11 protein-coding genes and 1 tRNA gene are annotated in these 14,924 nt (G+C 57.0%); 3 read left to right on the top strand and 9 right to left on the bottom strand.

The genetic code is table 11. The features are described 5' to 3' along the window. Positions 1 to 80 precede the first annotated feature (80 nt). A complete protein-coding gene (locus GOB90_RS14005) occupies positions 81 to 1,256 on the bottom strand; it encodes an HlyD family secretion protein (RefSeq protein ID WP_242012043.1) in 1,176 nt (391 codons plus the stop codon). 50 nt (positions 1,257 to 1,306) lie between these two features. Between GOB90_RS14005 and GOB90_RS14000 the strand changes: the two genes are divergently transcribed. Next, positions 1,307 to 1,381 (top strand) — tRNA-Thr (locus GOB90_RS14000). A 603-nt stretch (positions 1,382 to 1,984) separates the two neighbouring features. On the opposite strand, the gene GOB90_RS13995 is transcribed toward GOB90_RS14000, so the two are convergent. The 5 genes from GOB90_RS13995 to GOB90_RS13975 form a co-directional block, all read right to left on the bottom strand. Next, the gene (locus GOB90_RS13995) at positions 1,985 to 3,136 is read right to left on the bottom strand and encodes a glycosyltransferase family 2 protein (RefSeq protein WP_146889591.1); all 1,152 of its coding nucleotides are present in this window, start codon (positions 3,134 to 3,136) and stop codon (positions 1,985 to 1,987) included. Positions 3,137 to 3,706: 570 nt separating this feature from the next. Continuing rightward, the gene (gene fusA, locus GOB90_RS13990) at positions 3,707 to 5,800 is read right to left on the bottom strand and encodes an elongation factor G (RefSeq protein ID WP_146889588.1); all 2,094 of its coding nucleotides are present in this window, start codon (positions 5,798 to 5,800) and stop codon (positions 3,707 to 3,709) included. 217 nt (positions 5,801 to 6,017) lie between these two features. Next, complete coding sequence (gene rpmB / locus GOB90_RS13985; RefSeq protein ID WP_146889585.1) at positions 6,018 to 6,323, bottom strand: 50S ribosomal protein L28; 306 nt, start codon at positions 6,321 to 6,323, stop codon at positions 6,018 to 6,020. Positions 6,324 to 6,513: 190 nt separating this feature from the next. Next, positions 6,514 to 6,810, bottom strand: a complete 297-nt coding sequence (locus GOB90_RS13980; RefSeq protein WP_146889582.1) for a hypothetical protein — start codon at positions 6,808 to 6,810, stop codon at positions 6,514 to 6,516. A 61-nt stretch (positions 6,811 to 6,871) separates the two neighbouring features. Continuing rightward, a complete protein-coding gene (locus GOB90_RS13975) occupies positions 6,872 to 8,719 on the bottom strand; it encodes an ABCB family ABC transporter ATP-binding protein/permease (protein WP_146889579.1) in 1,848 nt (615 codons plus the stop codon). 207 nt (positions 8,720 to 8,926) lie between these two features. Between GOB90_RS13975 and GOB90_RS13970 the strand changes: the two genes are divergently transcribed. Further along, on the top strand, positions 8,927 to 9,778 hold the full coding sequence (locus GOB90_RS13970; protein ID WP_146889576.1) for an NUDIX hydrolase: 852 nt from the start codon (positions 8,927 to 8,929) through the stop codon (positions 9,776 to 9,778). A 5-nt stretch (positions 9,779 to 9,783) separates the two neighbouring features. Beyond that, positions 9,784 to 10,248: a DUF3574 domain-containing protein gene (locus tag GOB90_RS13965; RefSeq protein ID WP_146889573.1), complete on the top strand. Its 465-nt coding sequence runs from the start codon at positions 9,784 to 9,786 to the stop codon at positions 10,246 to 10,248. Positions 10,249 to 10,356: 108 nt separating this feature from the next. Here GOB90_RS13965 and GOB90_RS13960 read toward each other — a convergent pair whose 3' ends face one another. From GOB90_RS13960 to GOB90_RS13950, 3 genes are all read right to left on the bottom strand, one after another. Continuing rightward, positions 10,357 to 11,520, bottom strand: coding sequence for a bifunctional 2-C-methyl-D-erythritol 4-phosphate cytidylyltransferase/2-C-methyl-D-erythritol 2,4-cyclodiphosphate synthase (locus tag GOB90_RS13960; RefSeq protein WP_146889669.1), 1,164 nt, complete (start codon positions 11,518 to 11,520; stop codon positions 10,357 to 10,359). A 93-nt stretch (positions 11,521 to 11,613) separates the two neighbouring features. Further along, positions 11,614 to 12,741, bottom strand: coding sequence for a GGDEF domain-containing protein (locus GOB90_RS13955; RefSeq protein WP_146889571.1), 1,128 nt, complete (start codon positions 12,739 to 12,741; stop codon positions 11,614 to 11,616). A gap of 220 nt (positions 12,742 to 12,961) precedes the next feature. After that, the gene (locus GOB90_RS13950) at positions 12,962 to 14,857 is read right to left on the bottom strand and encodes a bifunctional 2',3'-cyclic-nucleotide 2'-phosphodiesterase/3'-nucleotidase (protein WP_146889569.1); all 1,896 of its coding nucleotides are present in this window, start codon (positions 14,855 to 14,857) and stop codon (positions 12,962 to 12,964) included. Positions 14,858 to 14,924 lie beyond the last annotated feature (67 nt).

Genomic DNA, 14,924 nt, shown 5'->3' with positions numbered 1-14,924 from the left:
GGCATTCATATCTCTTGAAAGCGTCGAACAGGCAGCCGTCGAAAGCGGAACGAACAGGAAAGCCACGCAGGCCGTCTGACTCATGCAGAAAAACACAAGAGTCGAGATAAGGCACCAGGTGCGCCGACCAGAATAATGCCAGCCCCATGAGAGTAAAACCTGTCGCAATGACCATCCGTACGGAGATGACAGTCATCAGCCGGCCAACAATCGGTATCAGAAATATGACCATGCAGTTCATGGGCCGGATAAGCATAGACCTCAATATCGACGAGCGGCCCCGGTCGCATACTGGTAATCTGCGTCTCTTTATAATTCGCTATCACCCACACCTCGGGCTCAACGATCGAAAACAGACTCTGCCCGGTAGAAACATAATGCCCGGCCTCAACATTACTCTGAGAAATCCACCCATCATGCGGAGTGCGAATTTCTGTCCACTGCAGATTGAGATCCGCCAGAGCCAGAGCCGCCTTAGTGCTGGCAAGCTGCGCCTTCTGACCGGAAACCATGGCCTTCGCGTTAGAAACATTCGGAACAACCGGCGCGGCAATCTCCACCTGCGCCTGAGCTTCCGTCACCTGAGCACGCGCCGCATCAAGCGAGGCCCGGGAATAATCAATATCCTGCTGCGAAGTCGCTGCGCGCATAACGGAATGTTGTCGCTTATAATCCGCCTCCGCGCGAAACTCCTGCGCTTTCGCGGCGGCAAGCTGCCCCTGAGCGGCAAGGAGACGACCAGGGAAGTTCTTCTCAGCGACCTGAAGCATCATCTGATTGGCAGCAACGGAAGCTTCCGCCTGATTCTCCGCGGCTGCCGCCTTATCACGATTCGCCTGCCAGTCCCGGGGATCAATCCGCGCCAGCAACTGACCGGCCTTTATGAACTGGTTATCGTCCACCAGCAGTTCGGTCACATATCCGGAAACATGAGGCACAATGGTAATCGCACGTCCCCGCGTAAACGCATCGCCTGTCTCGACTTCAAACCGATGCAGAAACCAGTAAACCACGCCCCCGATGATCACGAGGACCAGAACAAGGATCAGAATCAGCCGGACAAGCGGATGACTCTTTTTTCGGGGCGAAACACTCTTACCGCTCTTCGTCGAGGGAGAGTTTCCCGTATCCGCCGGCTCGGTCAGTTTTTTTGCACGCCCGGCGCTCGCCATCAGGTCGCAGACAATACGATGGCTGAATTTGAGATCGGCAACACCGGGAAGATTGATCTTGACCAGCCTCCTGAGGGCAGGCAAAACACGGGCGGATCATTAGCAGGTCCGTATATGCTTTTTCAGGCATATCCGCCGGGTTAGCACAGTGGTAGTGCAGCGGTTTTGTAAACCGAAGGTCGGGGGTTCAAATCCCTCACCCGGCACCACAATCCGCAAAAATCCGCCATTTCTCATGCCGCACAATGCGAACAAAATGTTCGTAACGTTGGATACGCACCGCATTTTATCCGGACACGTTCAGCAATAACGTCTTCAGGAATATCACCGCCATTGATGACGGGAAGGATATTTCCACTGGTCTCCGTCACAGCGCGAAGTGTGAGTTGATGGCACTGGCAGGATTTATCCGGCAACCGACGTTACGCCACCGGCGACAAACACAACATCTGTGTCGAACGCAGGAAGTTTGTCATTTGCCTGGTATATCGGAAGCCCGAATGCGACGGCGGATCAGGACCGCATCCACGCCGCGTCGATCCTCCGGAAAGCGATGGATTGCTTTTTCATGCAAAGAAACCGGAACTCCGGAGACTCAGCGAAATGTCCTCCTCGCTCATCTCCTGAGATCAACTGGCTCAAAGAATTTTTGTTTCAGCGTACGATCTGTCTGCACACGCCAGATAATAAGTTGGGTTTCCTGCTCTGATATATCCGGAGTTACCAGGATGATCTCACGCCTGGCTTTCCGAAGACACCTTGCGAAAAGAGTGTTGAAGTAAATCTCACCGATAAGCAGCGAAGCGACTTTTTCAGAGAATGTGTTTCTTTGCTTTTACAAGCTGTTTAATTTTTTCTGCCAGCCCTTTAGGCAAAATATGTCTGAAAACAGAGCGCCCGATCAGTTTTGGAATATTGTTCGTGCCAGTCAGTGTCACGGCGTCTTTATAGCGGCCCGCTCCGACGAGCCGGACAGCACAGGACAGAACAGCCTCGCGAATGACACCGTAGCTCTTGCGGGATTTCAGGTCCGGATCAGATGCAATCGCATGCCGAATAAACGCAATATCCTGCGTGTCCGGCTCATAAGGACGATAGTAAGAGAGTTCGAGCAGCTTTGCGGACACAGCGCAACCGAACCATGCTGTTTCCGATTGAGATAAGCCGCGAGATGCAACGGCAACTGCTTGCGCCAGTCCCCGCCGGGTTTTGACGTCGTTCGCGAAGTCCTTTGTAAACCGGAGGTCATTTTCTTTTTTGCGGCGGCGTTGCTCCGAGAGCGCCGCGAGCTGCGACCAGATGGCCTGCTGACGACCATTGACGACAGAGGAAGACGAAACGGAATCCGTGTGAATGCGATAATCACCAACGACTTCCGGCAGCACATAGAGACTTCCGATATCCGAGAGGCGCCAGTACAGATCGGAATCCTCAGACTGGTAAACATCCCTGTACCCACCGACCTGAATCAACGCTTCACGGCGGGCCATAAGCATGGGGTGAAGCAGATAAGGCTCAACGGCCGGGATTGCGCAGGGATCGGCATTCCGGGATTCTTTGCGGGTTGATATTGTCCCGAGCGGAGAACTGTTCTGGTCGATGTGCCGCGCCCGACCGCTCACCGCCACACAGTCCGGGTTCGCTTCCAGATAAGCCAGCTCTTTCGCGAACCGATCCGGACAGGAAATATCGTCGCCATCCATCCGTGCAATGAACGGCGCATCACACAACGCAAGCCCGTTATTCAGAGCCACGACAATTCCGGCATTATCCTGCCGGTGATAAACAATACGCGCATCGCTCTGCGACTCAGCAAGAACAAGAGGCCCGGTATTATCAGCCGATCCATCATCAACAACAATAATTCTGATGTCACGGATTGTCTGATCCTGAATGCTCTTCAGTGCTGAAGTAATGTATTTTTCGCAATTATACACCGGTAACAAAACATCGATTTTCGTCATCCCAGCAACCCCAAGTTGTAGTATGACGATACGTTGCAAACATATTGCGACGCAATACCGAAACGGGCATATATGTCTCAATAATGATGCAATTAATTATTTTTTCTATGACGCTGGAAAACTGGTGGATCTACTCATCCGGCGAAATCCAACACAAAGTAACCGGGATTTTTTAGAATCTGCTACTAAATAAATAACGTGTGTGCTCAGACGTACGCCTGAACGAAGGGCTTCAGTCCGGCCGATGCAATATCTCATTATGTAGACACTCCGGCCTCACTCCTGACCGCATCATGTGCTCAGGCGATGCCTGAAGACCGCATATATCCTGGCATTACTCAGGTCGCGGGGACTCTTCCCTCCTGCACACGCATCCGGATCGCTTAAAGCGAGTAACAGAAATTTTACCCGCTTCTCCCAATGACCATCTCGAATGCTCTGCTTTCATCGACTGTCAGAACCATCCCCCGTCCGCAGAACCATTGCCATCAACGGGAAATAAACAGTCTCCCTCAAAACAAAAAAGCCGGCCCTTGCGGGGCCGGCTTTTTCTGAACACGGACGTGGAAATCAGGCAGATTTCGCCATGATCTCTTCCGCGACATTGCGCGGCACCGGATCGTAATGATGGAACTGCATCGTGAACGACGCACGACCTTTTGTCATCGAACGGAGATGCGAAATATATCCGAACATTTCCTTCAGCGGCACCTGAGCGCGGACCATAACCGTCGAACCCGCTGTCTCCTGACTCTGAATCATACCACGACGACGGTTCAGATCACCAACCACATCACCGACATGATCATTCGGCGTTGTGACCTCAACGTCCATGATCGGCTCAAGAATGACCGGACCAGCCAGCTTCATGCCTTCACGAAAGCAGGCCTTGGCGGCGATTTCGAATGCCAGAGCCGACGAGTCAACGTCATGATACTTGCCGTCAAGCAGAGTGAACTTGAAATCGACGGTGGGGAAACCCGCAAGCACGCCACTGGTGGACTGAACCCGGATACCTTTTTCAACGGCCGGGATGTATTCCTTGGGAACGGAACCACCCACAACCTTGTTTTCAAAGGCAATACCTTCGTTCCGCTCCTGTGGCGCGAACTCGATTTTCACTTCGGCGAACTGCCCGGAACCACCCGACTGCTTTTTGTGCGTATAGGTCTCGGTATGAGGCTTGCTGATCGTCTCACGATAAGCCACCTGCGGCGCGCCGACATTGGCATCCACACCATATTCACGGCGCAGACGGTCAATGATGATATCAAGATGAAGCTCGCCCATTCCGGAAAGAATGGTCTGTCCCGTCTCCTGATCAGTCTTCAGGCGCAGCGAAGGATCTTCACCGGCCAGCTTCTGCAGAGCCAGCGTCATCTTCTCGACGCCGTCCTTGGTCTTAGGCTCAACCGAGAGATCGATAACCGGAATCGGGAAGCTCATACGCTCCAGAACGACAGGATCAGCCGGATCAGCCAGCGTGTCACCCGTCTGGCTGTCCTTCAGACCAACAAAGGCCGCGATATCACCGGCGTGAACCTCAGAAAGCTCCTCGCGCTTATCAGCATGCATCTGATAGATGCGCCCGATACGCTCTTTGTGGCCTTTCGTCGTGTTCAGAACAGTGTCGCCCGTCTTCAGAACACCGCGATAAACACGCACGAACGTCAGCGTTCCGTACTTGTCGTTGATGATCTTGAACGCGAGGCCGGCAAACTTGCCATTCGGGTCAACCGGAATAATCGGCAGTTTTTTCTCGTCGAGATCATCGTCGGCGTCTTCCGGCGGCGCACAACGGATACCCTCAACATCGTCCGGAGCCGGCAGATAGTCGATCACCGCGTCCAGCAGCGGCTGCACACCCTTGTTCTTGAAGGCCGTACCACAAAGAACCGGACGGAACTCACCGGTCAGCGCACCCTTCTTGATGCACTTCTTCAGAGTTTCAACCGAAACGTCACCCTTCTCGAAATACTCTTCCATCGCGTCATTATCGACAGCAAGAGCCGTATCGAGCAGATCCTGACGAGCCTCGGCCGCTTTCTCTTTCAGATCAGCCGGAATTTCCTCGTCATGAAATTTAGCGCCGAGCTCGCCGCCTTCCCAGATAATTGCCTTCATCTCAACCAGATCGACAACACCCAGGAAATTCTCCTCGGCACCGATCGGAAGCTGAAGCGGAATTGCGACAATATCCAGCTTCTCTTTCAGCGTATCGAAGGCACGGTAAAAATCCGCGCCCGTGCGATCCAGCTTGTTGATAAAGATGATGCGCGGAACATTGTAGCGATCAGCCAGGCGCCAGTTGGTCTCTGACTGAGGCTGCACGCCGGCAACGCCTTCAATAATGAAGATCGCACCGTCAAGCACGCGCAGCGAACGGTTCACTTCAATGTTGAAGTCAATGTGGCCTGGCGTATCAATGATGTTGATACGATGATCTTTCCACTCGCAGGTCACAGCCGCGGAGGTGATCGTAATGCCACGCTCGCGCTCCTGCGCCATGTAATCGGTCGTCGTGTTTCCCTCGTGGACCTCGCCGATCTTATGCGACACACCCGTATAATACAGAATGCGCTCAGTGGTTGTGGTCTTGCCCGCGTCGATATGCGCGGTGATCCCGATATTGCGGATTTTCGAGAGTTCGGACTGGGCGGACACGGGAATTCTCCGGGAAACGGCTGGGCCAGAAAACAGACAGAGCAAAAAGCATACGGGGCGCGACAGGAGAGAACTCTCCCCGCGCCCCTGTCTCGGGATATATCCGCCCCGATCCGGGGTCGGACTATCGCAAAACTGCCTTTACACAGCCCTGCAAATGGGGGCGGTAAAAAAGCGAAGAGAATGCCCGCTCTGAGACATTATCTTCACAAAAAGATCAGGCGGCGACGGCAGCCTGCTTCTTTGCCTGCGCACGCTTAATACGACGCTTGATAACCAGAGCCTCGACCGTCAGGTTACGATTCGGCGTATCGAGCAGAAAAGAATCAAGACCACCGTTGTGCTCAATCGTACGCAGCCCGCGGGTGCTTACCCGCATCGGCACGGACGCGCCCAGAATCTCGGAAAGGACAGAGACTTCCTGCAGATTCGGCAGAAAACGACGGCGGCTCTTGTTATTGGCGTGGCTGACGTTGTTGCCCGTCAGGACACCTTTGCCAGTGATCTCGCAACGGCGGGACATGGTTATTTCCTCGGTCAGAAAAGAACAGGGGCCGAGGCAATGCCCGGCGTTCATCCTTCATAATCAGGCGCGGCTTATGACGGAGGCCGCTCCCGCAGTCAAGCAAACTATGGCGGCTCCCCGGCATGAATGTGCCGGCGCCCCCTTCCTCATACCGTCATTCGCCCCGCAGCACCTGTCCGGACGGGTGTCAGGCACTGCCGCCACGACGCGCCGTCTCGGCCTGCTGCAATTCACCGGACCGGACGCTCTGAACAGCACTGTCCAGAATCTTCAGAATCGTATCGCGATCCATCGTGCGCGCCAGAAGACCAAGCGACCCGCCCAGCAGCGCGGACGCCACGGCAAGAGGTGCGTGATTCTCTTCCAGAAGATGCTCGATGGCGTGCTCCACCACCATCGCGCATTTGGTCAACTCTTCCGAAACCTGCTCGGTCCCGGCCCCGGAAACCGGAGCCTGTCCTTCGCCTGCCTTGTTCTCAGTCATAACCGTCTATCTCCTGACAGCGCCGGCTCCATACCGCACGCCCTGTTTGCAACTCCGCAGCTCAGACGAGAAACGTCTCCTCTTCCCTGCCCGCTTCCTGCTGCGGATCGGTTCCCGTGTCCTGCGCCGCCCACATGGCGGCATAGAGACCGCCCTGCGCGATAAGCTCAGCATGCCGGCCTCGCTCCCGCACAAGACCATCGGCCAGTACCAGTATTTCGTCCGCATCGACCACCGTGGAAAGACGGTGCGCGATCACGACCGTGGTACGTTCAGCGGAAACAGCCCTCAAAGCCGACTGAATCTCGCGCTCCGTGTGCGTATCGAGCGCACTCGTCGCCTCATCCAGAATCAGCAGCCTCGGATCCTTCAGGATCGTCCGGGCAATCGCAACACGCTGTTTCTCACCCCCCGAAAGCTTCAGCCCCCGCTCACCTACACGCGTGTTATACCCCTCCGGCAGCGATATGATAAAATCATGTATCCGGGCCAGCCGGGCCGCACGCTCAATATCGTCCGGTGTCGCATCCAGATGCCCGTAAGCAATATTGTAACCGATTGTATCATTGAACAGAACGGTATCCTGCGGCACCACGCCAATAGCCGCCCGCAAATCGTCCTGACGATAATCCCGGACATCATGCCCGTCGATCATCACATGACCCGACCAGACATCATAAAACCGGAACAACAGCCGGCTGATGGTCGATTTCCCCGCCCCGGTCGATCCGACAATGGCCACCAGATGACCGGGCCGGGTCTGAAAACTCACCCCGTGCAGGATCTCGCGATCGCGCCGGTAACCGAAATGAACATCCCGGAACTCAATACTCACCGGCGGCGCATCATGCAGCCGCGCGGCAATCGGCAGCGGAGCAGCAGGATCGGCAACCTCGACCGTTTCCTCCAGCAACCCGAACATATGCTCCAGATCGACCAGCGCATTGCGAATGGATGAGTAAATAGAACCCAGAAAATTCAGCGGCGCATAAAGCTGAAGCAGATACGTGTTCACCAGCACGAACTGCCCCACGCTCAGCCGCCCGCCCGCAACATCAGAACCTGCCATCAGCATGATGACCATCAGAGCAGTCCCGATGATCGCCGCCTGCCCGAAATTCAGCAGTCCGAGCGTATACTGGGTCTGCGTGGCCGCATCCGCATAGCGTGTCTGGGCATCGCCATAGCGCGTGGCTTCATGGCTCTCATTGCCAAAGTATTTGACCGTCTCATAGTTCAGCAGACTGTCGAGCGCTTTCCCCGTCGCCTCACTGTTAATGTCATTCATCCGGCGACGAATACCAATCCGCCAGGATGTAAATGCAAAAGTAAATCCGACATAAGCGATGACGGCCAGCAGAATCAGCCCGGCATAACGCCAGTCGAACATCACCCATATCAGGCCGATCACCATGAAAGCTTCAAGCAGAGTCGGAAAGATGATCAGACTCATCCGGAGCAGCGTTTCCACAGCCTCCGTGCCTCGCTCAATAGCGCGCGTCACACCACCCGTCCGGCGATCCATGTGAAAGCGCAGCGACAGCTGATGCATATGCATAAAACTGCGCATCGCCGCATCGCGCGCTACCCGAAATCGCACCGGAGCAAACACGGCATCCCGAAGCTCGTTGAACGCGGAAGACAGAATCCGGACAAGACCGTAGCCGACAATCAGCAGCACCGGCACCGTCGCCACGGAAGCCGGATGCGAGAGATGATCGATAATCCGACTGTACAGCCACGGAACGCTGATCGTCACAACCTTGGCCAGCACCATAAGCGCCAGCACAAGAACGACACGAAAGCGCAGCCCCGGATCGTTACGGGGCCACAGATAAGGCAGCAGACGCGAAAGAGTGAGTCCGGCGGGCTTAGCCGGGCGGGGCGACGTATTCGATGGAGGACTCATCCGCCCGATGTGGCAGCTTCCCCCCTTTTTGCAACCCCTCACAAAACCGGAGACTTACCCGCCCGGCATTGTCAGCGTCCGGGTCTCCCCGTAGGAAAAATGCAGCAGCATCAGGCCTCCGGTCACCCGTGCCCGCTGCTTCAGAAGATCGTCGCGGCACTTTTTGCGACAAAACCCCGCTCTCTCACGCGGCCTGGGACAGTAGTAATGAGCAGAAAAGACAGCGGTTTCATGCGCCACATTATCGCATGCAACACAGCCCGCCCTCTCGAAACACGCGCCCCCTTCAGACTTGCCGGACAACTCGCGGGCTTTATCGACCCCCGCATCGCCCCCGTTCTCGAAAAAGCGGGCCTGGCCGACGGCAAGGGCTTCTCACTGGCCGACCCCGCACAACTGGAAGCTCTGGGGCAGCGTCTTGCCGAAGACGGTCTGTATCGCTCTCATCATGAACTGTTCGACGTCATCCCCGCCGAAGGCGCCGCTCCGGTCGCGCGCATCGATCGCGGTGCCCTGCCCCTCTTCGGGCTTCTCGCCGTCGGCGTCCATCTCAACGGACTCGTCCGCAAAGAGGACGGCCTGCATCTCTGGGTCGGACGCCGCGCAAAAAACAAACGCCTCGATCCGGGCAAACTCGATCATCTCGTCGCGGGCGGCGTGTCCGCCGGACTAACCCCGGATGCCGCCATACGCAAGGAAGCCGCCGAAGAAGCCAGCCTGCCGGCCGATATGATGCAACAGGCCCGCCAGACAGGCACGATCCGCTACACGCTCGATCGTCCGGAAGGTCTCCGACGTGACCTCCTGATCTGCTACGATCTCGTCCTGCCCGACAGCTTCACCCCGGAACCGGCAGATGGTGAAGTCGAGGAATTTCTCATCCTCCCCATCGCCGAAGTCTTCCGACTGGTGCGCGACACGAATGAGTTCAAATTCAACGTCAATCTCGTGCTGATCGACCTGTTCCTCAGAGAAGGACTGATCCCGGCTGATTCGCCCGACGCCGAAGCACTCAGACAGGGCCTTCAGGGCCACCTGCCCCCGGCGCACGCAAAGTGAGAAGAATGCAAAGATACACCGTCGCGCTGCTCGCGCTGCTCCCGGTCGCCTGCCAGGCACCGGCCGCGGATAACAGGCCGGCCACACCGGCTCCCGTGCTCTCCGATGCCGCAGCCCCGCCGGACATCTGCGACAAACTGCATGCCACCGCCAGTATTCAGCTGACCCTGATGTTCGGCATGACCCGCCCGAACGGCGGAGTCATCACAGAGTCCGAATGGCGCTCTTTTCTGCGCGACGTGATTACCCCGCGCTTCCCCGCCGGCCTGACCGTGCAGAACAGTCTGGGCCAGTGGCAGGACCGAACCACCGGACGGATCGGAACAGAGCCATCGCGACTGGTGTGGATCGTGACGGAAGGGACACCCGACCTTGCGGAGAAAATCACCTCGATCCGGACCGGATATATGCAAAAATTCGCCCAGCAGGCCGTCGGACTCAATGTTGTCCGGGGCTGCTCATCATTCTGACAGACACCGGACTCTTCCCGACCGGCCGGACAGATCAGCTTTCCCGGAACAGACGGGAAAGCCACCGGTCACCCCTCGAAACCGGATAAAAATACCACGGCCCGAATACTACGGAACCAGAACCGTAGCCGTCGCGGCACAGGCTATGCCTTCTTCACGACCGGTAAAGCCAAGACGTTCGGACGTCGTGGCCTTCACCGAGATCCGGCCGATATCGACCTGGAGCAGAGAAGCCAGTCTTTCACGCATGGCCGTCGCATGAGGGCCGATTTTCGGGCGCTCACAGATCAGCGTGATATCGGCATTCACCAGCATCCCGCCCTTGCTCCGAACAAGCTCACCCGCATGAACAAGAAAGCGGGCACTGTCCGCATCTTTCCATTCGTTCTGGTTCGGCGGAAAATGACGCCCGATATCCCCTTCCGCCAGCGCACCGTAAATGGCGTCACACAGCGCATGGATGCCAACATCGGCATCGGAATGACCCGCCAGTCCCCGCGTGTGAGGGATCGTAATGCCACAGATAATCAACGGGCGATTTTCAGCAAAAGCATGAACATCATAGCCGAAGCCGGTGCGGGGCAGCAGGGTCGGGCCAATCAGGCGTTCCAGGCGCACCAGATCCTCCTCATAAGTCAGCTTGATATTGTCTTCGGAACCAGGAACAAGCGCCACGCTGAAGCCCGAGCTCTCAAGCAGAAGCGCATCATCAGTCGCTGTGGAACCGCTCTGCGCCGCTGCGGACCGATGCAGATCACGCAGCAGGGCAAAACGGAAGCCCTGAGGCGTCTGCGCGCGAAACAGCCTGTCCCGTGACACCGTTCCCGTAATAACACCATTCTCGCCACGCTTGAGCGTATCGGCCACCGGCACCGCCGGAATGGCGCCCGGATGCAACGCCAGAGCCGCAACCACATCCTCGATCAGCCGCCCCGGAACATACGGACGCGCCCCGTCGTGAACCAGCACAAGGTCAGGTTTCTGATCTTCAGGAAGAGCATCCAGCGCTTCAAGACCAGCACGCACACTATCCTGCCGCTCCGCTCCGCCTTCAACCGGCGGCAGCGTGGCCAGTCCGTCCAGCGCTTCCCGCAGGAGACCCGGATCGCCAACCGGCTGCAACAGCGCAATATGAGGCAGCAAGGCCTCCGCTGCATGGCGAATGACAGGACGTCCGGCAAGCGTCACAAACTGCTTGGCGATCGTATGGCCGGTGGAAGCCGCATAACGGCTGCCCTGTCCGGCGGCGAGAAGAATGGCGGCAACACGCATAATGCAGGCAGCAATGCGGGTGGAAATCGCTGTCGTCAAGCATACGCCCGTTGCGGACCGCCGAAACCGGAGGCCGAAACCGGAGAAAGCGCCTTATGCCAGAACAGGTTTATCCGGCGTCTGGCTGGTCCCGTCCTCCGCCCTGAAAACCACAGTCGTCTCAGGCGAAAAGAGTGTAAATCTGCCCTTGCCGCTCATTTTCGAACGATACATCGCAGCGTCGGCACAGGCGAGACTCAGCTCCACAGTGCGGCCCATGGCCAGCTTAACACCCCCCGCGCTCGCGGAGACCAGTTGTCCCTCCCACGAACAGGCTGCAACAGCCTCAAGAACGGCATTCGCCCGGCAACCGATGACATCCCGCCCGACTTCCAGCACCGCACCAAACTCTTCCCCGCCAAGACGCCCCAGCGCAACAACACCCGGCACCGCGAGAATCGCAGCGGCAACCGCCGTCAGCACCCTGTCCCCGGCCTGATGCCCGTGACGGTCATTCACCTGCTTGAAATTATCGAGATCAAGTAACAGAAGATAGCGTAAAGGCGCATCCACCTCCCGCCGGAACATTTCCACACGCTCCGGAAACGCACGGCGATTCATGATGCCGGTCAGTTCGTCCGTTGAAGACAGAACCTGAAGATAACGGATTTTATCGTAAAGCGCCCCGGTTTTTTTCTGTAATGCGCTCCGCAGCACAAAAGCAGCGACAGACAGCATCCCCGTCAGCAACAGCGCGACCCGCATTCCGCCTTCAGGATGCAGCCATTCCGGTCCGATCGCTGTCAGTAGCAGCAAAAAAAACGAAAAACGAAAACTGAGCGATGTCCGGCAAAGCAAAGCCAGCACCATCATCCAGCCTGAAATATAACAGAGTTCAGCCTCCGCACCGACATGAGCCTGCGCGAACGTGCAGCGCTGCAGAAAGGCCATGCCGCACACAACAGCAATCAGATAACCATCCCTGCGCCGGATTTTCGTGGAACGGACACATATCGTCGCCAGAACAACACAGAAAACGGCAGTCCCCCACCACCAGAACGGAGCGACCAGACTGCCCGAAAGAATTTGCCGGGACAGAAAAACACCGGTCAGACCGAGCGCGAAGACTGCTTTCAGGGCATAAGAGGAAACAATCGCGGTGGAATAATCATCGCAATCGGAGCCTTCACGGGAATAATCCGGCACTTCCGGCTGAATGTTGCCAGATGGAGATTGCACCATCTGACCATATGCAACCCTGCTACCGACTGGCACAAGTAACAGATAACCGCTTCCGGTCCCGAATTTTCAGACTGGATACCCACATGGAACATCCCCTTTTCTGATCAGCGGCCCGACACCGGGAACCGGCAATTTCCTTCACAAACACAGATCAGAAACCAGAATAACGGTTTTTTTATGATACGAGGGGAAATTTTATTTAACCGGATCAAACAGCACTTTACGAAAGGACAAAAGTGTAACGGTCGAATCCGTCTTCCCCTCCGTCCTCCCGCTGTAACATCTCATTCCGGCCGGCCAGCACCGCCGCCGCTGGCGGCAGTTCAACAAAGACCGTGACAGGTTCAGACGGGCAGGCAAAGCGCCATACCGTTTCGAGCGAAGGACTGATGCTTCCCTGATGCGTCACATAACGGATAACCGCATCCCGGTTTCCATCAGGCCCGGTGAGCACGACATGGTCACTGCCCGTGCCGGCAAAATGCCCGCCCCCGCCTGCCCGGTAATTATTCGTAACCATCGCAAACGACTGATCCGGATCAACAGGCACGCCGTCGAAACGGAGATCCCTGATCCTGTGCGCGTCGGGACAAACCAGCATACCCGCGGCTGTATAACGGGCCGGCTGCGTGACATCGATCGCATAGGTCACACCGGCGATGACATCAAAATTATAAGCCGGCACATCGGATGCAAGCAGCCTCTGCGGCACTGTCACACCAGGCACGATCCGATTGAAAACCACCGCCGATTTTTCAAGCCATTCCTTCACCTCGGCGCCGCTACAGCGCAGAACACAGATGGTATTCGTGAAAGTATATATGTTCGCCAGATCCCTCATCGTCAGGGGTCCGGCGGGAATATCGACGAACGCATCCGAAGACAGCCCGCCCGCCTTAAACGGCGTGGCCGCCGACAGCAGCGGCAGGGACCCGGCATCCGTCCCCGCCAGAAGCGGTCGTACATACCAGAGCTGCGCGGCATTGATCAGAGCCAGGCACGGGTCCGGCTGCAGGAAAGTAAAGTATGTATTCAGTGGCAGCTCTGTTTCACCAGCCTGCCGCGCCATCCAGGCAATCGTCGCCTCATGCTCGGACAAGGCCGTCTCGACAATCAACGCATCATCCCGCGCAAGCGGAACGACCGCACCCGACTCACGCTTATAAACGGGCCGGACCTCACACTGAGAGTCCGCCACATACCAGCCGGAAACTCCGATCCGTAATTCGAGGTCAATCACGCCGAGATGGCTGCCCCAGAACCCCGGCATGACCGCAGGCTTGCCCGCCAGCCTGCCGGCCTGCGCATCGACACCGGCCAGCCCGTCATAATCCGGCCCCGGAAAGACACGATGGGCATGACCCGCAAACACCACATCAATGCCTGGCTCCTCCGCCAGATATAACGCCGCGTTCTCATCTCCGCCCTGACGCGGCGCCGACGAGATCCCGGAATGACAGAGAGCGACCAGCACATCACAGCGCGCGCGTAACGCCGGCACATACCGCCGCGCGGCTTCAACAATGTCAGTCGTCGTCACCCGCCCCGCCAGATGCATTGCATCCCAGATGACAATCTGCGGCGGCAAAAAGCCAATAACGCCAATTCTGAGTTGATGAACCTGCCCGGCTTTATCCGTTACCTCCCGCTCAAGAACGATCTCCCGCGGCACCAGAGGCGTTCCGTCGACATATTCAGCATTCGCGCAGACGAACGGAAAATCAGCGCTCCGCAACGCCTCTTCAAGAAAGGACAGGCCGTAATTAAACTCATGGTTGCCCAGCGTGGCGGCGTCATAGCCCAGCCGGTTCATGGCCCGGAACATCCGGTGGCCATCCTCTGCTTTCAGATGCCCCGGAAGCGCAATATAGTCGCCCAGAGGATTCCCCTGAACAATATCGCCATTGTCAAAAAGCAGACTGTTCTCCGATTCCGCGCGAGCCGCGCGGATCAGACTGGCAACGCGGGCAAGCCCTACCGTGTTATCTTCACACGCCCGGTAATAATCCCACGCATAAACAAACATATGGAGATCGGATGTCTCCATCAGCCGCAACCGGACGGGAGGAGCCTCGCGCCCGTCGCCCTCTTCCGGGAAAGCCGGATTTACAGACATTCTGCGAAAACATCCGGCCGGACCGCATAAACAATGCCGGCACGACCGTCATCGCGGTCAGAAGCCG

The organism is Acetobacter oeni, from assembly GCF_011516825.1.
GTDB classification, from domain to species: domain Bacteria; phylum Pseudomonadota; class Alphaproteobacteria; order Acetobacterales; family Acetobacteraceae; genus Acetobacter; species Acetobacter oeni.
Note: the sequence above shows the minus strand (reverse complement) of the source record. Positions and strands in the feature narration are given on the sequence as shown.

What these genes read in the sequence shown, in the direction of transcription:
- GOB90_RS13995 (WP_146889591.1), bottom strand. Translation starts at nt 3,136, where the DNA reads ATGACGAAAATCGATGTTTTGTTACCGGTGTATAATTGCGAAAAATAC.
- rpmB (WP_146889585.1), bottom strand. Translation starts at nt 6,323, where the DNA reads ATGTCCCGCCGTTGCGAGATCACTGGCAAAGGTGTCCTGACGGGCAAC.
- GOB90_RS13980 (WP_146889582.1), bottom strand. Translation starts at nt 6,810, where the DNA reads ATGACTGAGAACAAGGCAGGCGAAGGACAGGCTCCGGTTTCCGGGGCC.
- GOB90_RS13975 (WP_146889579.1), bottom strand. Translation starts at nt 8,719, where the DNA reads ATGAGTCCTCCATCGAATACGTCGCCCCGCCCGGCTAAGCCCGCCGGA.
- GOB90_RS13970 (WP_146889576.1), top strand. Translation starts at nt 8,927, where the DNA reads ATGAGCAGAAAAGACAGCGGTTTCATGCGCCACATTATCGCATGCAAC.
- GOB90_RS13965 (WP_146889573.1), top strand. Translation starts at nt 9,784, where the DNA reads ATGCAAAGATACACCGTCGCGCTGCTCGCGCTGCTCCCGGTCGCCTGC.
- GOB90_RS13960 (WP_146889669.1), bottom strand. Translation starts at nt 11,520, where the DNA reads ATGCGTGTTGCCGCCATTCTTCTCGCCGCCGGACAGGGCAGCCGTTAT.
- GOB90_RS13955 (WP_146889571.1), bottom strand. Translation starts at nt 12,741, where the DNA reads ATGGTGCAATCTCCATCTGGCAACATTCAGCCGGAAGTGCCGGATTAT.
- GOB90_RS13950 (WP_146889569.1), bottom strand. Translation starts at nt 14,857, where the DNA reads ATGTCTGTAAATCCGGCTTTCCCGGAAGAGGGCGACGGGCGCGAGGCT.